Origin of the sequence: Pseudomonas sp. CF161, assembly GCF_000416215.1 — a bacterium.
Classification (GTDB): Bacteria; Pseudomonadota; Gammaproteobacteria; order Pseudomonadales; family Pseudomonadaceae; genus Aquipseudomonas.
Genome location: NZ_ATLP01000083.1, coordinates 16,875 through 35,710, shown reverse-complemented (window position 1 = coordinate 35,710; position 18,836 = coordinate 16,875). Strand labels below are relative to the sequence as shown.

The 18,836-nt window shown below is 63.5% G+C and carries 16 protein-coding genes and 1 pseudogene; 5 read left to right on the top strand and 12 right to left on the bottom strand.

Going from position 1 to position 18,836, the window contains the following annotated elements; translation table 11 throughout:
* The first annotated feature begins 28 nt into the window (after positions 1 to 28).
* Entirely contained in the window at positions 29 to 940 is a 912-nt protein-coding gene (lpxC, locus tag CF161_RS15485) for a UDP-3-O-acyl-N-acetylglucosamine deacetylase (RefSeq protein ID WP_020297539.1), read from the top strand.
* A 61-nt stretch (positions 941 to 1,001) separates the two neighbouring features.
* On the opposite strand, the gene CF161_RS15480 is transcribed toward lpxC, so the two are convergent.
* From CF161_RS15480 to CF161_RS15450, 7 genes are all read right to left on the bottom strand, one after another.
* On the bottom strand, positions 1,002 to 2,543 hold the full coding sequence (locus CF161_RS15480; RefSeq protein ID WP_052027215.1) for a diguanylate cyclase: 1,542 nt from the start codon (positions 2,541 to 2,543) through the stop codon (positions 1,002 to 1,004).
* A 137-nt stretch (positions 2,544 to 2,680) separates the two neighbouring features.
* The gene (locus tag CF161_RS15475) at positions 2,681 to 4,000 is read right to left on the bottom strand and encodes an OprD family porin (protein WP_020297537.1); all 1,320 of its coding nucleotides are present in this window, start codon (positions 3,998 to 4,000) and stop codon (positions 2,681 to 2,683) included.
* A 193-nt stretch (positions 4,001 to 4,193) separates the two neighbouring features.
* Positions 4,194 to 4,418, bottom strand: coding sequence for a hypothetical protein (locus CF161_RS15470; protein WP_020297536.1), 225 nt, complete (start codon positions 4,416 to 4,418; stop codon positions 4,194 to 4,196).
* A 162-nt stretch (positions 4,419 to 4,580) separates the two neighbouring features.
* Entirely contained in the window at positions 4,581 to 5,945 is a 1,365-nt protein-coding gene (locus CF161_RS15465) for a heavy metal sensor histidine kinase (protein WP_020297535.1), read from the bottom strand.
* Entirely contained in the window at positions 5,935 to 6,612 is a 678-nt protein-coding gene (locus tag CF161_RS15460) for a heavy metal response regulator transcription factor (RefSeq protein WP_020297534.1), read from the bottom strand. The genes CF161_RS15465 and CF161_RS15460 overlap by 11 nt, the downstream gene beginning before the upstream one ends.
* A 9-nt stretch (positions 6,613 to 6,621) precedes the next feature.
* Positions 6,622 to 9,717, bottom strand: a complete 3,096-nt coding sequence (locus CF161_RS15455; protein WP_020297533.1) for a multidrug efflux RND transporter permease subunit — start codon at positions 9,715 to 9,717, stop codon at positions 6,622 to 6,624.
* Positions 9,714 to 10,877: an efflux RND transporter periplasmic adaptor subunit gene (locus CF161_RS15450; protein ID WP_020297532.1), complete on the bottom strand. Its 1,164-nt coding sequence runs from the start codon at positions 10,875 to 10,877 to the stop codon at positions 9,714 to 9,716. The genes CF161_RS15455 and CF161_RS15450 overlap by 4 nt, the downstream gene beginning before the upstream one ends.
* A 216-nt stretch (positions 10,878 to 11,093) precedes the next feature.
* On the opposite strand from CF161_RS15450, the gene CF161_RS15445 reads away from it, so the two are divergent.
* The 3 genes and pseudogenes from CF161_RS15445 (at position 11,094) to CF161_RS15440 (ending at position 13,078) form a co-directional block, all read left to right on the top strand.
* Entirely contained in the window at positions 11,094 to 11,339 is a 246-nt protein-coding gene (locus CF161_RS15445) for a hypothetical protein (protein ID WP_043229549.1), read from the top strand.
* Positions 11,340 to 11,494: 155 nt separating this feature from the next.
* Positions 11,495 to 11,776 (top strand): annotated as a pseudogene (locus CF161_RS33655) (PAS domain-containing protein); the annotation flags it as partial.
* A 201-nt stretch (positions 11,777 to 11,977) separates the two neighbouring features.
* Positions 11,978 to 13,078 carry a methyl-accepting chemotaxis protein gene (locus tag CF161_RS15440; RefSeq protein WP_371106530.1) on the top strand — a complete coding sequence of 367 codons (1,101 nt, stop codon included), beginning with the start codon at positions 11,978 to 11,980 and terminating at the stop codon, positions 13,076 to 13,078.
* A gap of 22 nt (positions 13,079 to 13,100) precedes the next feature.
* Here the strand turns inward: CF161_RS15440 and CF161_RS15435 are convergent, their stop codons facing one another.
* The 5 genes from CF161_RS15435 to norR all read right to left on the bottom strand — a co-directional run bounded on the left by CF161_RS15435 (position 13,101) and on the right by norR (position 17,463).
* The gene (locus tag CF161_RS15435) at positions 13,101 to 13,850 is read right to left on the bottom strand and encodes a YkgJ family cysteine cluster protein (RefSeq protein ID WP_020297529.1); all 750 of its coding nucleotides are present in this window, start codon (positions 13,848 to 13,850) and stop codon (positions 13,101 to 13,103) included.
* Between the two features lie 94 nt (positions 13,851 to 13,944).
* On the bottom strand, positions 13,945 to 14,271 hold the full coding sequence (locus CF161_RS15430; RefSeq protein WP_020297528.1) for a hypothetical protein: 327 nt from the start codon (positions 14,269 to 14,271) through the stop codon (positions 13,945 to 13,947).
* A 101-nt stretch (positions 14,272 to 14,372) separates the two neighbouring features.
* Entirely contained in the window at positions 14,373 to 14,873 is a 501-nt protein-coding gene (locus CF161_RS15425; RefSeq protein ID WP_020297527.1) for an N-acetyltransferase, read from the bottom strand.
* Positions 14,874 to 14,876: 3 nt separating this feature from the next.
* Positions 14,877 to 15,779: a chemotaxis protein CheV gene (locus CF161_RS15420; RefSeq protein WP_020297526.1), complete on the bottom strand. Its 903-nt coding sequence runs from the start codon at positions 15,777 to 15,779 to the stop codon at positions 14,877 to 14,879.
* A 130-nt stretch (positions 15,780 to 15,909) separates the two neighbouring features.
* The gene (gene norR, locus CF161_RS15415; RefSeq protein WP_020297525.1) at positions 15,910 to 17,463 is read right to left on the bottom strand and encodes a nitric oxide reductase transcriptional regulator NorR; all 1,554 of its coding nucleotides are present in this window, start codon (positions 17,461 to 17,463) and stop codon (positions 15,910 to 15,912) included.
* A 157-nt stretch (positions 17,464 to 17,620) separates the two neighbouring features.
* Here norR and hmpA point away from each other — a divergent pair, with 157 nt between their 5' ends.
* Positions 17,621 to 18,802, top strand: a complete 1,182-nt coding sequence (gene hmpA / locus CF161_RS15410; RefSeq protein WP_020297524.1) for an NO-inducible flavohemoprotein — start codon at positions 17,621 to 17,623, stop codon at positions 18,800 to 18,802.
* Positions 18,803 to 18,836: the final 34 nt, after the last annotated feature.

Sequence of the window (18,836 nt, the reverse complement as noted above, 5' to 3'; positions counted from 1 at the left end):
CGCAATTTGCGCTGAAGCGGCCCAAGCCATGATTAAACAACGCACCCTGAAGAATATTATCCGTGCCACAGGTGTAGGCCTGCACTCCGGGGAGAAGGTATACCTGACCCTCAAGCCTGCGCCTGTAGACACCGGCATTGTGTTTTGTCGTGCCGACCTGGACCCTGTGGTGCAGATTCCTGCTCGCGCGGAAAACGTTGGTGAAACCACTATGTCGACCACGCTGGTCAACGGTGACACCAAAGTGGACACGGTGGAGCACTTGCTCTCGGCCATGGCTGGCCTGGGCATCGATAACGCCTACGTCGAGCTCTCCGCGTCCGAAGTCCCAATCATGGATGGTAGCGCTGGACCCTTCGTATTCCTGATTCAATCTGCCGGCCTGGAAGAACAGGACGCAGCCAAGAAGTTCATTCGTATCCTGCGCGAAGTGACAGTGGAAGACGGCGACAAGCGCGCCACTTTCGTTCCTTTCGACGGTTTCAAGGTGAGCTTCGAGATCGATTTCGATCACCCGGTTTTCCGTGACCGCACCCAAAGTGCAAGCGTGGATTTTTCCAGCACTTCGTTTGTAAAAGAAGTCAGCCGCGCCCGTACCTTTGGTTTCATGAGTGATATCGAGTACCTGCGCAAGCACAACCTCGCACTCGGCGGCAGCGTGGAAAACGCCATCGTGGTCGACGCGGATGGTGTACTGAACGAAGACGGCCTTCGCTATGAAGACGAATTCGTGAAGCACAAGATCCTCGACGCAATTGGTGACCTCTACCTGCTGGGCAATAGCCTGATAGGTGAGTTCAAAGGCTTCAAGTCGGGCCATGCACTGAACAACCAGCTTCTGCGCAAACTGATTGCACAGAAAGATGCGTGGGAAGTCGTGACCTTCGAAGATGCCAGCACTGCACCGATCTCTTACATGCGTCCGGTTGCGGCCGTGTAAGTAACACTCTCTTTCCTTTTGTTTTTAAAGGCCGCCCTCGGGTGGCCTTTTTTTATGGCCGTCAGTCAGGGATCGAGAATCTGGCGGCCGCAGACGTCGGGCTGCTCGCGGCCAGGTCGGCCACCACCCGGTTACGACCGTGGGATTTGGCCTGGTACAGGGCTTTGTCGGCGTTGCGCAGCAGGTTTTCCGGGCTGGTGTCCTGGCCCGCCGACCAGGTGCCGACCCCGATACTCACCGTCAGCGGCGTGATGTTCTGGCCCACCGGCGCCAACTGTTCGATGCTGGCGCGGATCTGCTCGGCCAGGGCGCAGGCGCCGGCCATGGTGGTCTCCGGCAGGATCACCGCGAACTCTTCGCCGCCATAACGTGCCGCCAGATCCGCAGGGCGGCGCACGCTGCCGCCAATCACATCGGCCACCGCACGCAGGGCAAAATCGCCCAATTGATGGCCGTGGCGGTCATTGAAGGCCTTGAAGTGGTCGACATCAATCATCAGCAGCGACAGGTTATTACCCGAGCGCTGGGCCCTTGAATACTCGCGAGCCAGGGTCTGGTCCATGGCGCGGCGGTTGGCCAGCCCGGTCAGCCCGTCAGTGGCGGCCAGTTGCTCCAGCTCCTGCTCGGCGCGCTGGCGCAGGCGCAGTTCGCGGCGCAGCAGCCAGGTCAGCCACAGCAAGCCAATGCACAAAATACCGGTGGCCAGGCTGACCACCAGGGCCGTGCGGCGCCAGGCGGCGAACACTTCGTCGGTGGACAGGGCCACAATCACGATCAGCGGCAACTGGCCAACCTGGGAGAAGGTGTACAGCCGGGCCTTGTGGTCGACACTGGAAACACTGCTGAAGCTGCCGTTGCCTTCCTTGAGAATGCGCAGGAAGTTCGGCCGATTGCTGAAGTCGCGGCCGATCAGGTCGTCGCCCAGGGGCGGTTGCTGAGCCAACAGAAAACCGTCGCTGCTGATCAGGTTCACCGAGCCATTGCGGCCGACACTCAGGGTCTTGAACAGCGCATTGAAGTAGTCCAGGCGCATGGCGGCCTCGGCCACCCCCAGAAACTCCCCCTGCTCGGACGACAAGCGGCGGCTGAAGCTGATGCGCCAATCCTGTTCGGCGCTGCGGCTGCGGAACGGGCGGCTGATCATCATCTGCGGGGCAGGGTTGTCGACATGCATTTGAAAGTATTCGCGGTCGGCGAAATTGTCTTTGCGCGGTATGACCGAGGCCGAGTCGGCCACCACGTCGCCTTTGTTGTCCAGCAGCAGGATGTCGCCCTTGTGGGGCATGGTGGTGGCGCGGTCGAACAATACCCGGTGGCGCACATCGGCCGGAATCCCGGCCAGGTCCTTGAGGCGGGTGGCTTCGATCAGGCCACGCAGGGAGATGTCGTAGAGCTCGACGTTGTGCTCCACGTCAGCATCGATCAATTGCACGATGTTCGTGGCCGAGCGCACCGCGACCAGCTCGGCGCTGCCGCGTTCGCGGATCAGCAGGTAGGTCACGATGCACAGGATGGCGATGACCGTCAGGGAACTGCCGGCCAGCAGCATCCACTCGGATTGGCTGGGGGGCGGGCGTGAAGGAATCGCACTGTGTGCACGCATGTTTCTGGGCTTCTGCTGGCGGACGGGGGAAGGAGGCCGCTAGCAGAGTGACAGAGAGCCGTCATTGCCTTGGCGTTTGCCCAGCCACACGCAAAAAAAAGGCCAGCAATGACGCTGGCCTCCGGTTTTTTAAGTGTTCAGAAGATATTGATCGGGTAGTCGACGATCACCCGGTACTCATCGGTGTCGTTATCCAGCGCGCCATACCCATTACCGCCGCGGTTGGTCGCCCATTGCAGGCGCAGCGCCAGGTCCTTGGCCGAGCCGCTTTGCACCACGTATTTGAGGTCGATATCCCGTTCCCAGTGTTTGGCGTGCTTGCCATTGGCGCTGTACCAGCTGGCATAGCCGCGGCTCTCGGGATCTGCCTTGGTCAGGTCCAGCTCACCCCGGGAATAGGACACCGCCGACGTCAGGCCCGGCAGGCCCAGGCCGACAAAGTCATAAGCGTACTTGAGCTTCCACGAGCGCTCGTTGGGGCCGTTGAAGTCCGAATACTGCTGCGAGTTGTCCAGGTAGATGCTGTCGCCCTGGCTGATGTAGTCGAACGGCGTGTTGCCGTTGACCCGCTGGTAGGCCGCCGTAACGCTGTGGTTACCCACGCCGACGGTGAAGTGCAGGCTGTAGGTGTTGTTGTCGATGGAGCCCAGCAGCGCCTGGCCGGTGTCCTGGGTGTGGTAGACGTGCAGCCCGGGATTGAGGCTGACCAGCTCATTCACCGCGTAGGTGTAGTCCAGGTCGTAGTAGTACTGGTTCCAGATGTCCTTGAGCTCGGAGGCGTAGAGGCTGCTGCTGAGGCCAGGAACGCCGCTCCAGGCGGTGCCGATCCAGTTCAGGTGCAGGGATTCATCACCCTCGCGCAGCGAACCATAGGACGTGCCGATGCGTTTGTGCCCGCTCTGGTTGTAGGGCTTGGTAAAGCTGGCCTGGCCACCTTCGATCAGCCAACCGTCGAAACTGTGATTGCTCAGGCTCACGCCACGAAAGGTCTGCGGCAGCATCCGGCTCTGGCCGCCGGCGATCACCGGGTTATTCAGGAACAGGTCACCGGCTTTGAGTTCGGTGTCGAAGGCGCGCATTTTCAAGGTCGCCCCCGCCGTCGAGAACGACCCCGGCGCTTTGCCGTTGCCATCGCTGATGGGCAGGATGCTGGAGCCGTCCGTGCCGCCCCCGCCGTCGAGTTTCAACCCGAGCATGGCATTGGCATCAATGCCGAAGCCGACGCTGCCCTGGGTATAGCCGGATTCGAAAATCCCCAGCAAACCCTGGCCCCATTCGATGTTGTCATCGTTTTGCTGATGCCGATTGCGGTTCATGTAGTAGTTGCGAGCGTTGAGCTTGAGGCTTGAGCCCTCGATAAAGCCTTCGGCAGGCGGCGCTTCGGCGGCTTGGGCATGGCTGCAGATCGTTGCAGCCAATGCAATGAATAGTGGGGTGAAAATGAAGGGTGTCTGCATCGGGATGGAGCTCCTTGGGGTGGATAACGGCGATTTTTTATTGTGGATTCGGTGCGGCTGGTTCTGCGGAATACGCCCTCCATGGGCGCTTTCTGATGGCAAAAAAAAGCCGCTGAAGGCAGCGGCTTTAAGACAACTCACTCCGGGGTTACAAGCGGAGAAATTGTCGAGGGAAACGAGTCGGTGATGCGGATCAGCTGTCTTTCTGCGAGTCGGCCTGGCTGTGCTCAGCCGTTACTTTCTGGGCTTGTTCGGCGTTTTTATGCTGGGCGGCGAGGGCCACTTGCGCTTCCTGGAAGGCCTCTGCACGTGCCGCGTTGCGCGCGGCGAATGCCTGGGACTCTTCGGCCATCGCCATCGGGGCGACGAACAGGGAAGACAAAACAAATGCGCTGGCAATACCCATGACGTTGGACATTTCTGAAGACCTTCTTGCAGAGCAAGTCAAATTCGGTGCGACAAAAATATAGGGCTGGGGCGCTCGGAAAAAGAGCGGAACAGGATAAGGACTGTTACCGAAAAAACAACAGTGGCTGCGGTTTTTCTGCAAAGGCCCCGCGTCGGCCCCTGGGGCGGGGGCTTAGACCGGCAGGTAAATGCCAAAGGTATTGATGCCCGCGTTGCTGCGCACGAACACATCGCCGCCATGCATCAGGGCGATGGCCTTGACGATGGCCAGCCCCAGGCCATGGTTGGCGCCGCTGTTGCTGCGCGAGGCGTCGACCCGATAGAAGCGCTCGAACAGGCGCGGCAGGTGTTCGTTGGCAATGCCCTGGCCGGGGTTGCTGACGGCGATCGCCACCTGGTGTTCCTGCACCTCGATCCGCACCTGGATCATCTGGCCGGGGGCGGTGTGCTGTACGGCGTTGCTCAGCAGGTTGATCAAGGCGCGACGCAGGTGGGCGATTTCGATCGAGACCAGGGCATCGCCGCTGACTTCGACCTTGACCTGGGCGTCTTCGAGGATGAAATCCAGGTAGTCGAGGGTGGTCGCCACTTCGCTGGCCAGGGAGGTGGCGGTGAGTTTGGTGGCCTTGCTGCCCTGGTCGGCGCTGGCCAGGAACAGCATGTCGTTGATGATCGAGCGCAAGCGCTCGAGCTCTTCCAGGTTCGATTGCAGGACCTCGAAATAATGCTCCGCCGAGCGCCCTCGGGTCAGGGCCACCTGGGTCTGGCCGATCAGGTTGGTCAGTGGCGAGCGCAGTTCGTGGGCCACGTCGGCATTGAAGGATTCAAGCCGCGAATAGGCTTGCTCGACCCGCTCCAGGGTCGAGTTGAAGGAATTGACGAACTGGCTCAACTCCGGCGGCAGTGGCGACAGTTGCAGGCGCCCGGTCAGCCGTGGCGGGGCCAGGCGCTGGGCCTCCTGGGACAGTTTGATCAACGGCTTGAGGCCGATCCGCGCCACCCAATAACCCAATGCCGACGCCAGCAGCACGCCGACAATGGCTAGGCTGATCAGGGCCATCAGCAGTTGGTGCTGGGTCTGGTAAAAGGTCTCGGTGTCGATGGCGATCAGAAAGCGCAGGGGCGGGCGCTGGTCCTTGGCCGGTAACTGGCTGACCAGCACTTTCAACGGGTACGGGTGCTCGGCCAGGTTCAGGTCGCGCATGCCCAGGGGGCCCAGGGCCAGTTCGCGGACCTGCGCATCCGGGTCGCCGTACTCGTAGTGGGCGTCACCGCTGACTACCCAGAATCGAATGCGCTTGTCTTCTTCGCTGAGCAGCTTGAGCTTGGCGTTGATCTTGGCCCAGTGCTCGGGGGTGCCATAGCGCGTCAGCGCCGACTCCAGCACGCTGTAGCGCGCGTCGAGTTCGGCCTCGGGCAACAGGCCCAGGCCCTTGTCCACCTGCTGGTACAGCGCGCCGCCAATCAGCACGAACACCAGCAACGCCACCAGGGTGAACATGCCGCTCAGGCGCAGGGCGATGCTGTTACTGGACACCGCGGCTCTCCAGCACGTAACCCATGCCGCGGATGGTGTGCAGCAGTTTCTCCTCAAAAGGCCCATCGAGCTTGGCCCGCAGGCGCTTGATCGCGACTTCGACCACGTTGGCGTCGCTGTCGAAATTGATGTCCCAGACCATTTCCGCAATCGCGGTTTTCGACAGGATCTCGCCCTGGCGCCGGGCCAGTACGCTGAGCAGCGAGAATTCCTTGGCGGTCAGGTCGAGGCGAGTGCCGGCGCGGCTGGCCTTGCGGCTGATCAGGTCGATCCACAGGTCGGCGATGCTGACCTGCACTGGCTCATGGCCGCCGCTGCGACGGGTCAGCGCCTGCAGGCGGGCCACCAGTTCGAGGAAGGAAAACGGCTTGCCGAGGTAATCGTCGGCGCCGTCGCGCAGGCCCTTGATCCGGTCTTCGACCCGCTCGCGGGCGGTGAGCATGATCACCGGGGTCTGCTTGCGTGCGCGCAGGGCGCGCAATACGCCGAAGCCGTCGAGGCCCGGCAGCATCACGTCGAGCACGATCACCGCGTAATCGCTTTCCAGGGCCAGGTGCAGGCCTTCGACGCCATCGCGCGCCAGGTCCACGGTGTAACCCTGTTCCGTCAGGCCGCGGTGCAGGTAATCCGCGGTTTTTTCTTCATCTTCGATAATCAGAACGCGCATGACCCCGCCTCAGGTAGTGGTCGCCAGCACCGGGGCTGGTTTGGGCCGATGGAAGAGCCGCTCGAGCCACAAGTATATGACCGGAGTGGTGAACAGGGTCAGCGCCTGGCTCACCAGCAGCCCGCCGACCACGGCGATCCCCAGTGGCTGGCGCAGTTCGGCGCCGGTGCCGTAGCCGAGCATCAGCGGCAGGGCGCCGAGCAGGGCGGCCAGGGTCGTCATGATGATCGGCCGGAACCGGGTGATACAGGCCTGGTAGATCGCCTCTTCCGGGGCCAGGCCGCCACGGCGCTGGGCGTCGAGGGCGAAGTCGATCATCAGGATGCCGTTTTTCTTGACGATGCCGATCAGCAGCACCAGGCCGATCAGGGCCATGATCGAAAAGTCCTGGCCCAGCAGCCAGAGCATCATCAGCGCCCCCAGGCCGGCAGAGGGCAGGGTCGAGATGATGGTCAGCGGGTGCACGAAGCTCTCGTAGAGCACCCCGAGAATGATGTACACCGCCACCAGCGCCGCCAGGATCAACCACGGCTGGCTGGCCAGGGAGCTCTGGAAGGCTTGGGCCGCGCCCTGGAAGTTGCCGCTGATGGCCGCCGGCATGCCGATCTCGGTCTTGGCCTGGTTGAGCAGGATCACCGCATCGCCCAGGGCCACGCCAGGGGCCAGGTTGAACGACAGGTTGGCGGCCGGGAACATGCCGTCATGGGCGATCGACAGCGGGCCGATGGTCGGCGCATCGAAGCGCGCCAGGGCCGAGAGCGGCACCATCTCCCCGCTCAGGGGCGAGCGCAGGTAGAAGTAGTTCAGGCTCTCGGCCTTGCCGCGCTGGCGGGTGTCGAGTTCGAGGATCACGTTGTACTGGTTGATCTCGGTCTGGAACTCGTTGATCTGCCGTTGGCCGAAGGCATCGTACAGGGCCTCATCGACATCGCTGGCGGTCAGGCCGAAGCGGGCGGCGGCGACCCGGTCGATATTGATATGGGTAATGCTGCCGCCCAGCTGCAGGTCATTGGAAATATCGCGGAAGGCCGGGTTGCTGCGCAGTTTTTCCGTCAGGCGCTGGGTCCAGGTGCTCAGTGTCGGGCCGTCGTTGCTCTTGAGGACGTACTGGTACTGGGCGCGGCTTGGGCCGGAGCTGAGGTTAATGTCCTGGCCGGCGCGCAGGTAGAGCACGACCCCGGGGATTTTCATCAGTTGCGGGCGGATTCGGTCGATAAAGGCGCTGGCGGACACGTCGCGCTCGCTGCGTTTTTTCAGGGCGATCCAGAACCGGCCGTTGGCGATGGTCTGGTTGCTGCCCGAGACCCCCACCGAATGGGAGAAGGCCGCGACTGCCGGGTCAGCCGCGACAATCTCGGCCAGGGCCTGATGTTTTTTCACCATGTCCGGGTAGGAAATGTCCGCAGCAGCTTCGGTGGTGCCAAGGACGAAACCGGTGTCCTGCACCGGGAAGAAGCCCTTGGGAATAAAGATGTAGCCGACCACGGCCATGGCCAGGGTCAGGGCGAAAATCCCCAGCATCAGCTTCTGGTGGGCCAGGGCCCGGCGCAGGCCGCGTTCATAAAGGGCCAGCAGGCGTTCGCCGAACCCCGGTTTGGCGTGTGCCTCATGCACCGGCGCGCGCATGAACAGCGCCGCCAGGGTGGGGGCCAGGGTCAGGGACACCACCACCGAAATCATGATGGTGCTGGTGGCGGTCAGGGCGAATTCCTTGAACAGGCGCCCGACCACGCCGCCCATGAACAGCAGCGGAATAAACGCCGCCACCAGCGAGAAACTGATGGAGACCACGGTAAAGCCGATCTCGCCGGCGCCCTTGATCGCCGCCTCGCGCATGCCGTCGCCGGCCTCCAGGTGGCGGTGGATGTTCTCCACCACCACGATGGCGTCGTCCACCACAAAGCCCACGGCCACCACGATCGCCACCAGGGTCAGGTTGTTCAGGCTGAACCCCAGCAGGTACATCAGGGCAAAACTGGCGATCAGCGACACCCCGAGCACGGCCGAGACAATCAGGGTCGCCGACCATTGGCGCAGGAACAGCGCCATCACCGCGACCACCAGCAGCACCGCGATCAGCAGGGTGATCTCCACTTCGTGCAGAGAGGCGCGGATGGTCTGGGTGCGGTCGATCAGCACCTTGACCTGGACCGACGCCGGGAGCATGGCTTCAAGACCCGGCAGGGCGGCCTGAATCCGGTCCACGGTCTCGACGATATTGGCCCCCGGCTGGCGCGAAATCACCAGGTTGACCCCCGGCTGGTCGCCGGACCAGGCCTGGATATAGGCGTCCTCGGGGCCACTGACCACCCGCGCCACATCCTTGAGCTGCACCGGTGCGCCATTCTTGTAGGAAACGATGAGCTGGCTGTACTCCTCGGGGTGGAACAACTGATCGTTGGTCGACAGCGTGGAAATACTCGACTCGCCGTACAGCGCGCCCTTGGCCAGGTTGAGGCTGGTTTGCTGGATCGCCAGGCGGATATCGGCCAGGGTCAGGCCAATGGCCGCCAGCTTGTCGGCTGAAGCCTGGACCCGGATCGCCGGCCGTTGCTGGCCGGTGATGTTGATTTGCCCGACACCGTCGATCTGGCTGATCTGACGTGCCAGCAGGGTTTCCGCGTAATCGCTGAGTTCGGTGCCGGGCATCTGGGTCGAACTGATGCTGAGGATCAGCACCGGGCTGTCGGCCGGGTTGACCTTCTTCCAGGTCGGCAGGGTCGGCATGTCTTTGGGCAGTTTGCCGGCGGCGGTGTTGATCGCCGCCTGAACTTCCTGGGCCGCGGTGTCGATGCTTTTATTCAGGGTGAACTGCAAGGTCAGCAGGGATGAGCCCAGGGCGCTGCTGGAGGTCATCTGGGTCATGCCGGGGATGGCGCTGAACTGCACTTCCAGAGGCGTGGCCACCGACGAGGCCATGGTGTCGGGGCTGGCGCCGGGCAGAGTGGCCGACACCTGGATGGTCGGGAACTCGGCTTCCGGCAGCGGCGCGATGGGCAGGCGCGGAAAGGCGATCAAGCCCACCAGCACCAGGGCGAAGGTCAGCAGGACGGTGGCGACCGGATGGTCGACGCACCAGGCTGAGACCGAACCGTGACCCTTCATGGCTTGAGCTCCGCGTCAGCGGCTTGCACCACCTGGGGCGGATCGCCGAGCACCTGCACCTGGGAGCCCGGCTTGAGCCGGGATTGGCCGTCGCTGACCAGCACATCCCCGGCCTGCACGCCCTGGATGATGTTCAGGCCACTATCCTGATAGAGCATCTGCACCGGCACCACTTCCACCTTGTCGCCCTGCACCCGGTACACGAAGTGCTGGTCGAGGCCGCGCTGCACCACCGTGGGCGGTACGGTCAGGGCGTTTTTGTCGAGGGCGGTCTGGATCTGGATGGTCACCAGTTGCCCGGGCCAGAGCTTCTGCTGGTCATTGGCGAACTCGGCCTTGGCCCGCAGGGTGCCGGTGTTGGCGTTGATCTGGTTGTCGATCAGGGTCAGGTGGCCTTCGCCCAGCAGGTCGCCGCTGGTGCTGTCGGCGCCGATAAAGGCTTTGACCGCCGCCGGGTCCTGGGCCTTGATCAGGCCCTGCAGGGTCGGCAGCATTTGCTGTGGCAGCGAAAACTCCACGGCAATTGGGTCGATCTGGGTTACCGAGAACAGGCCCTGGGTATCGCTCATGCGCAGGAAGTTTCCTTCATCCACGGTGCGAATACCCACGCGGCCGGTGACCGGGGAGCGTATCTGGGTGTAGGAAAGCTGGACCTGGGCCGCGTCGATGGCGGCCTGATTGCCCTGGGCGGTGGCTTTGAGCTGGTTGACCAGGGCTTGCTGCTGGTCATAGGTCTGTTTCGAGATCCCGTCGTCCACCGTCAGCAGTTTGTAGCGCTTGAGGTTGATCTGGGCCACCTGCAACTGCGCCTGGTTTTCCGCCAGTTGCGCCCGGGCCTGGTCGAGGCTGGCGCGGATCGAGCGGTCGTCGATGGTCGCCAGCAGGTCGCCGGCCTTGACCAGTTGCCCTTCCTTGACCAGAAGCCTGGTCAGGATGCCGTCGACCTGGGGCCGGATCACCACGCTGTGCAGCGATAGCACCGAGCCGATTCCGCTGGTGTGGCGCGGCACGTCCTTCTGCACCACTTCGACGACCCGCACCGGGATCGCGGTGGGGGCCGTCAGTTTGTGGGCGGCCGGCTTGTTCAGCAGCCACAGCCCACTGGCAACCAGTACGACAACGACGCCTAGGATCACGACTGTTTTTTTGGATTTGCGCATGGGATAGAGCGCCGGGGCAATGGGATCGGGAGGAGGGACCAGTATCGGTGCTTCACTTATAGCCGGCCAACCCAGTCAGCAAGGTGACGGCTAACTGACAGCGCTGTCAGTAATGGCTGACCATTCGTGCCTTGTCAGGTTAAAGATCTGAGGCGCGCAGGTATACTGCCGCCGTCTGTGGCCTGTCCCCGGCCATTTCACCCCTTCGGAGCTTCCATGAATTCCCCTACACAACCGCCTGTGTCCGACGCAGTGAGCGACGACCAGGTTGTCGAGCCAACCACCGTCGACAGCGAAGACAAACCGGCGATTGCCGCGTTCAAGTTTCCGTTCAAGCCTTCCGAGTTTGCCCAGGCCAAAAATGCCAATCAGCCCTGGTACAAGGGCGGCGCTACCAATGGCCACACCAAGACTCCCGGTGCAGCGCCTCCCGGCACCCGTCGCTCGATGGGCAAGCGCTGATTGCGCGATGCCTGCCGAGTTGGTCATGTTTGCGCTTTTTAGCGGCAATGATGGCTAAATGATACAAACGTGAGCTGGATCAGTATTTGTGGGATCAGTGCGCTTAGAGTCAGCAGCCCTGCCGACTCTATCCCAACAATCCGAGCGCGCTCCCCATGAAGATCAACCTTCCAGTTACCGGGCGAAATGTGGACTTCGCCCCTGATGTGAACATCCTGTCGACCACCGATCTGACGAGCGCCATCACCTACGCCAACCCTGATTTCGTCGAAATCAGCGGCTACGATCGAGACGAATTGCTGGGCTCGCCCCATAACCTGATGCGTCACCCGGACATGCCGTCTGCGGCGTTTGCCCATATGTGGCAAACCCTCAAGGCCGGTCGTTCATGGATGGGCCTGGTGAAGAACCGCTGCAAGAACGGCGATCACTATTGGGTCAGCGCCTACGTGACCCCGGTGACCCGCGACGGTCAGGCGGTTGAATATCAGTCGGTGCGCACCAAACCCACGGCTCGGCAAATCGATGCCGCCGAAGCGGCCTATGCCCAACTGCGCAGCCCGCGTTCAGCGTTGTGGCGACGGCTGCCGACGCTGGGGGTCAAGCTCAAGCTCTGGGCCCTGGTCAGTGGCGCATTCATGGCCAGCTTCCTTGCCTCGACCTCGCTGCTGCCGCCTTCGGTATGGTCTCACGGCCTGGCCGTGGCGGCGGGCTGCGGCCTGAGTGCCCTGGGCATCTGCCTGCTGCTCAAACCCCTGGATCAACTGAGCGTCCGTGCCCGGCAGATTGCCGACAACCCCTTGAGCCAGGGCATCTACACCGGTCGCGCTGATGCCTTCGGCCAGATCGGGTTCGCCCTGCACATGCTGGAAGCCCAGGTCGGTGCGGTGGTCGGGCGGATCGGCGATGCGTCCCAGCGGCTGGCCGGGCATGCGGCCGAGTTGGTGGAGCATTTGCACAGCAGCCACAGCAGCACCCTGGAACAACAGGCGGAAACCGACCAGGTGGCGGCGGCGATCCATCAGATGGCCGCCAGCGTCGCCGAGGTCGCCAATCATGCCCAGCAGGCGTCCCAGGCCGCGGATCAGGCAGAAGGCGAGACCCGTGCGGGCCATCATCTGGTGGGCGAAAGCCGCAGCGCGGTGCTGCGCCTGGCCAGCGAGCTGGTGCGGGCCACCGAGGTGATTCACCAGCTGGAAAACCACAGCAGCGACATATCCGGGGTACTGGACGTGATCCGCAGCATCGCCGAGCAAACCAACCTGTTGGCCCTGAATGCGGCCATCGAAGCGGCGCGGGCCGGTGAGCAGGGGCGCGGTTTTGCGGTGGTGGCCGACGAGGTGCGCGGCCTTGCCCAGCGCACCCAGGACTCGACCAATGAAATCCAGCGCATGATCAGCACCCTGCAAAACGGTGCCCGGGATGCGGTGCAGGTGATGTTGCAGAGCAGCGAGCATGCGCAGAACAGTGTCGATCAGACCCAGCGCGCCGCCGTGGCCCTGGACGGCATCAGCCAGCGGGTCAATCAGATAACCGAGATGAGCCTGCAGATCGCGGCGGCGGTGGAAGAGCAAAGCGCGGTCAGCGAAGACATCAACCGTAATATCAGCGGCATCCGCAATGCCTGTGATGCCACGGTCAGCGCCGGCCAGCAGAGCCATATCAACTCCGGGGATGTGGCAGCGCTGGCTGGGGATCTGCAACAGCTGGCCCATGAGTTCTGGCACAAGCGCAGCTAGCCGCTGTCTGTCGGGTGGGCGGTTACGCCGCCCGCAGGGAAATAAACGCGTAGTTGAGCGGCGCCTCGGTCGCCACCTGCGCCCCGGCGGCCTGTACCTGGCCGGCGATGTCGTCGCCCGAGACATGGAACAGCCACGCCGTGCCGGCTGCTGCCAGGGGCCGGGCCTGGACCTGATCGATCGCCTGGGCCAGGGCCGTCATTTCAGGCAGGTAGGCGGTGAAACCGTCGCCCTTGAGCGCGGTGGTGCGAATTCCCAGCAGCGCGCAAATCGCTTCCTTGCTGCGGATATCGTCACGGTCGGCTTGGCGTGAGCGGCGGATCAGCTCAATCAGCTCCTGGTCCACCAGTTCGCCACCGACGATCAGCGCCGGCCCCTGCTCCCAGGATTCAGGCGGGCATTCCTTGGCTTGGGGCTGCAGCGGGATATGGGGGTTGATCTCCATCGGGTAAATACGGCACACCAGCGGCCGGCGCTGGTAGATGCGGCACAGCAGGTCTTCGTCAAGATTCCGGCACGGGCCGACGTTGTAGGCGGCGAAGGTGATGGCCACATAGGCTTCGGCATTGCCGCTGCGGACCACGCAGGAACGCCGTTGCGCATGCTCGCGTTGCGGGGCGGGAAGGCCCAGGCCGTTGCCGAGAAACCCTTCCACCAGAACAATCACCTGACCGCCGTCAGCCGCCCATTGGCGGGCTTCGGCGAGGGTCAGGGGCACGTGGTGGTCGGTGCAGCACTTGCCGCAGCCGACGCAGGAAAACGATGTATTCATTGTGCGAAAGCAGCCATGGTTGATCGGCCCGGGTGCCGCCAGGAAGGGCGCGGTGGGCACCGTAAAGCCAGTCTTGAAGCAAGTTATGCGCCATTCATTTACGCGGCAGGGCGGGGCGGATCGAGTCCCACTCGGTGACGTAGGCCGTTTTGTGCTGCTTGTCATACAGGCACAGCTCGGTGCCGGTTTGGCCCTTCATGTGCGGTTGCGGGTACTGGCCTTGCAGGAGCAAGGCGACATAGCCCACACGGTCATCAAACTGCGCGGCGGTGCCGACCGCTTTCGGTTTTTTCAGCCCACTGGCCTGGGTGCAGCGGGTGACCACGGCCTTGTCCAGGGCGGCCCAGGCCTCGCTGCTGGAGGCATGGGCCTGGGTGGCGAGGGCGGTCAGGAGGATAACGCTCAAGGTGAAGGTTTTCATGCCGGGGGCTCCCTGGGTTGGCGGTTACCCGGAGTATGCCTGAGGCGGCGTCGGTGAAAATCGCGGCCAAGTGATGGCCCCAGCCCGACGCTGGCGAGCGGCTAGGGCTGCAGGGCGGGTAGCGCGGTGGGTAGCAGTTCGCGGCGGATCAGGGTCATGCCGACGCTGGCATACAGTTCGCGGGCCGGCAGGTTGTCTTCGCGCACCTTGAGGTCGACGAAACCCTCGCGGCGCTGGCGGAACACCTCGAATGCATGCAGCAGCAAGGCCCGGCCAATGCCCTGGCCCCGGGCGCGGGGGTGCACCACCAGGTCCTTGATGTAGGCACTAGTCCAGCACTGGGCCACGCCGACCAGGCCTTCGGCGTCGTGGGCGATGAAGCACAGCGCCGGGTCATATTCGGCATCGGTTTCAAAGTGCCTGCGCCAGGTGTCGAACTCGGGCAGGTCGCCGCCGTCGGCGTAACCCTGTTGCATCAGTTGATACACCCTGGCCGCCAGGTGCGCCTGATACGGGCTGAGGCGCAGGGTGGCCGGCCAGCTCACGGCGGGCAGCGGCGTGCCCAGGTCACGCCGCAACAACAGGCAATGTGCGCTCGCCAAGGCTCAGGCGCCCTGGGCGGCGACCGTTTTCGCCGCTTCGATCAGGCAGCGGGTCAGCTCCGGCGAGGAAAACTTGGTCAATACCGCATTGGCCCCGGCCAGTCGGGCTTTTTCGCTGTTCATCGCGCTGTCCAGCGAGGTGTGCAGCAGCACGTAGAGGTGGGAGAAGTCCGGGGTTTCGCGCAGGGTGCGGGTGAAGGCGTAGCCGTCCATCTCCGACATCTCGATGTCGGAGACGATCAGGTTGATCTGCTGCGCCGTGCCTTGCAGGTCCAGCAGGCAGTCGATGGCTTCCTTGGCGCTGCGCGCGGTGTGGCATTGCAGGCCAAGGTTGCGCAAGGTGTGCACCGATTGCTGCAAGGCCACCTGGCTGTCGTCGACCACCAGGATTCGGGCGTTACCCAGCACTTCGGCGTCTTCCATGCTCAGCTCGGTCGGGGCCATTTCGATCTGCGCCGGGGCGATGCCGTGGATTACCTTCTCGATATCCAGCACCTGGACCAGGGTTCCGTCGACCTGGGTCACCCCGGTGATGTAGGACTTGATACCGCCCGAGCCATACGGGGGTGGACGGATATCGGTGGTCAGGCAGTGCACGATCTTGCTCACCGCCTGCACGTGCAGACCCTGTTTCGAGCGGCTGACGTCAGTGACGATCAGGCAGCCGCCGTCCGGGTCTTCCAGCGGCCGCTCGCCGATGGCCCGGCTCAGGTCGATCACCGACAGCGAGGCGCCGCGCAAGGTGGCGATGCCTTTGACGTGGGGGTGCGACTCCGGCAGCTTGGTCAGCGGCGGGCAGGGGATGATTTCACTGACTTTAAGCAGGTTGATTGCCATCAGCTTGCCGCTGCGCAAGGTAAACAGCAGGAGCGAAAGTGAGTCTGCGCGGGCTTTGTTGGAAGACATAAAAACCTTCTATAGAAAAGGTGGTGTCGCGGTTAGAGCCACGAACAGCTATCAGTAACGGGTTATCGACGCGTTCAGGGCTGGCTTTAACCCGATTACGGCTTTACCGACCGCCGTACCCGAAACCCGGTTATTTCAGCCCCAGGCGCTTGGCCATGCGCCCCAGGTTGGCCCTGTCCAAGCCTAGCTCACGGGCGGCGCTCGCCCAGTTGTGCCGGTGGCGCTCAAGGCACTCGGTAATCAGCTGGCGCTGGTAGTTCTCGGTCGCCAGGCGCAGGTCGCCGGTCGCGCTCGCCCCGGCCGCCGGGGTGCCGGTCGGCAGCGGCGGTGCCGATGGGGGAGAGGCGTCGGGCAGGTCGAGGTCGACGGCGTCCAGGCTCAGAATCTTCGGTCGCTCACCCCGGCTGCCCAGGGCTTTCAGGGCGCTGCGACCGATCAGATGCTCCAGTTCGCGCACGTTGCCCGGCCATTGGTAGGCCAGGAGCGCGGCCTGGGCGGCGCTGGTCAGGCGCAGGCTGCCGAGGCCCATGCGCGAGCGGTTCTGCTCCAGGAAGTAGCCGCTGAGCAGCAACACATCTCGCCCGCGATCGCGCAAGGCCGGGACCTGCAGCGGGTACACGCTCAGGCGATGGTAAAAGTCGGCGCGGTAGCGGCCGCTGCGCACTTCTTCGGCCAGGTCGCGGTTGGTGGCGGCGATCAGGCGCACGTCCACCTGGTGTTCCCGGTCCGAGCCCAGGCGCTGCAGTTGTCCGCTCTGCAGCACCCGCAGCAGCTTGGCCTGGACCGTCAGCGACAGCTCGCCGACCTCATCGAGAAACAACGTGCCGCCATTGGCCAGCTCAAACTTGCCGCGCCGATCCTGGGTGGCGCCGGTGAAGGCGCCGCGCACGTGGCCGAACAGTTCGCTTTCCACCAGGGTCTCGGGCAGGGCGGCGCAATTGAGACTGATGATCGGCTTATCGGCCCGGGGCGAGGCGGCGTGGATCGCCTGGGCCACCAGTTCCTTGCCGACGCCGGTTTCACCGGTAATCAGCACCGTCAGGTCGCTGCCGCCCACCAGGTTGATTTCTTCCAGCAGGCGCTTGTGGGCCTTGCTCTGGCCGATCATCTCGCGGTTCTGGCCGCTGGCCTGGCGATAGACTTCCGCGCGCTGATGTTCATCCTCCAGGCGCAGCGCCAGGCGTTCGATGCGTTCGGCGGCATTCACCGTGGCCGCGGCGAGGCTGGCGAAGGCTTGCAGGGCGTCCAGTTCGACCGGCTGGAAGCGTTGCGGGTCGAGGGCGTCCAGGGTCAGCAGGCCCCACGGGTGCTCGTCGATAAACAGCGGGCAGCCCATGCAGTCGTGCACTTCCAGGTGTTCGTCGAGGCCTTCGACCAGGCCGTCGTAAGGGTCCGGCAGCTCGCTGTCGCTGGCGAACCGGGTCGGCCCCGGGCTGCTGAGCAGGGCGGCGAAGCGCGGGTGTTCGCTGACTTTGAAGCGCCGGCCCAGGGTGTCGGTGCTCAGGCCATCCACCGCCAGGGGCACCAGCCAATCGCCGTCCAGGCGCAACAGCGCGGCCGCGTCGCAGGGCAGCAGGGCGCGCATGGCTTCGAGCAGGCGCCGGTAGCGCTCGCCCTCGGGCAGTTCGCGAGACAGGTCGGCCACTAGGGGCAGCAGGGCAGTGAGCAGGGATTTTGCAGTCATAGTGACTCCATGTGGTCTTAATGACTATAAAACGTTGTGTGTCGATATGACTATAAATATCTTAATCTATTGATTTTTAGGACTTTTATTATTGGCACGAAAACTGATCTGCATAGGGTAACCAGCTAGTCATTAAAAAAGCTCAGGAGTTGCCCTTATGCTCAGCGTGCAAGATCGTACCCTTATCAAAGCCACCGTGCCCCTGCTTGAAAGCGGTGGCGAAGCCTTGATCACTCACTTTTACCGGATGATGCTCGCCGAATACCCGCAAGTTCGCGCCTTGTTCAACCAGGCGCACCAGGCTAGCGGCGACCAGCCCCGGGCCCTGGCCAACGGCGTACTGATGTACGCCCGCCACATCGATCAACTGGATCAGTTGGGCGACCTGGTGGCCAAAATCATCAACAAGCATGTGGCCCTGCAGATTCTGCCGGAGCACTACCCGATTGTCGGCAGCTGCCTGTTGCGCGCCATTCACGAAGTGCTCGGCAGTGAAATAGCCACGCCAGAGGTGCTCGCGGCCTGGGGCGCGGCCTACAACCAGTTGGCGGACATCCTGATCGGGGCCGAGGCGACGATCTACGACCAGAAAGCCGCCGCCCCCGGTGGCTGGCGCGGGGCGCGGGAATTCATCCTGGCCAGGCGCGTGGAGGAGAGCGCGGAAATCACCTCGTTCTACTTCGAACCGGCGGATGGCGGGGCGATTCTGGCCGCCGAACCGGGGCAATACATTGGCTTGCAGCTGTTCCTGGACGGCGAAGAGATTCGCCGCAACTACTCGCTGTCGGCCCTGTCCGACGCTGGGCACTATCGGATCAGCGTCAAACGCGAAGCCGGCGGCCGGGCCTCGAACTACCTGCATGACCAGTTCCAGGTCGGCGCCCGCATCCAGCTGTTCCCGCCATCGGGTGAATTCACCCTGGCCGCCAGCGCCAAACCCCTGGTGCTGATCAGCGGCGGCGTGGGGATCACCCCGACCCTGCCGATGCTGGAAGCGGCGCTGGCCACCGAACGCCCGGTGCACTTTATCCACTGCGCGCGCAATGGCGGGGTGCATGCCTTTCGCGAGTGGGTCGATGAGCTGGCAGCGCGTCATCCGCAGCTCAAGCGCTTTTATTGCTATGCCGAAGACGACGGGGTCAGCCCGGCGGCGGACAAACTGGGGCTGTTGAGCCAGGAGCAATTGGGCCAGTGGTTGCCGCAGCAGCGCGACCTGGATGCCTATTTCCTCGGGCCCAAGGGCTTCATGGCCGCGATCAAGCGTCACCTCAAGGCCCTGGGCGTGCCTGAGCAACAAAGCCGCTACGAGTTCTTCGGTCCGGCCGCCGCGCTGGAATGACATCCCCGGGGAAGGGCAGTGGCAGCCCCATTGC

Coding starts and splice junctions, on each gene's coding strand:
- lpxC (WP_020297539.1), top strand. CDS start 29: ATGATTAAACAACGCACCCTGAAGAATATTATCCGTGCCACAGGTGTA.
- CF161_RS15480 (WP_052027215.1), bottom strand. CDS start 2,543: ATGCGTGCACACAGTGCGATTCCTTCACGCCCGCCCCCCAGCCAATCC.
- CF161_RS15475 (WP_020297537.1), bottom strand. CDS start 4,000: ATGCAGACACCCTTCATTTTCACCCCACTATTCATTGCATTGGCTGCA.
- CF161_RS15470 (WP_020297536.1), bottom strand. CDS start 4,418: ATGTCCAACGTCATGGGTATTGCCAGCGCATTTGTTTTGTCTTCCCTG.
- CF161_RS15460 (WP_020297534.1), bottom strand. CDS start 6,612: ATGCGCGTTCTGATTATCGAAGATGAAGAAAAAACCGCGGATTACCTG.
- CF161_RS15455 (WP_020297533.1), bottom strand. CDS start 9,717: ATGAAGGGTCACGGTTCGGTCTCAGCCTGGTGCGTCGACCATCCGGTC.
- CF161_RS15450 (WP_020297532.1), bottom strand. CDS start 10,877: ATGCGCAAATCCAAAAAAACAGTCGTGATCCTAGGCGTCGTTGTCGTA.
- CF161_RS15445 (WP_043229549.1), top strand. CDS start 11,094: ATGAATTCCCCTACACAACCGCCTGTGTCCGACGCAGTGAGCGACGAC.
- CF161_RS15440 (WP_371106530.1), top strand. CDS start 11,978: ATGGCCAGCTTCCTTGCCTCGACCTCGCTGCTGCCGCCTTCGGTATGG.
- CF161_RS15435 (WP_020297529.1), bottom strand. CDS start 13,850: ATGAATACATCGTTTTCCTGCGTCGGCTGCGGCAAGTGCTGCACCGAC.
- CF161_RS15430 (WP_020297528.1), bottom strand. CDS start 14,271: ATGAAAACCTTCACCTTGAGCGTTATCCTCCTGACCGCCCTCGCCACC.
- CF161_RS15420 (WP_020297526.1), bottom strand. CDS start 15,779: ATGTCTTCCAACAAAGCCCGCGCAGACTCACTTTCGCTCCTGCTGTTT.
- norR (WP_020297525.1), bottom strand. CDS start 17,463: ATGACTGCAAAATCCCTGCTCACTGCCCTGCTGCCCCTAGTGGCCGAC.
- hmpA (WP_020297524.1), top strand. CDS start 17,621: ATGCTCAGCGTGCAAGATCGTACCCTTATCAAAGCCACCGTGCCCCTG.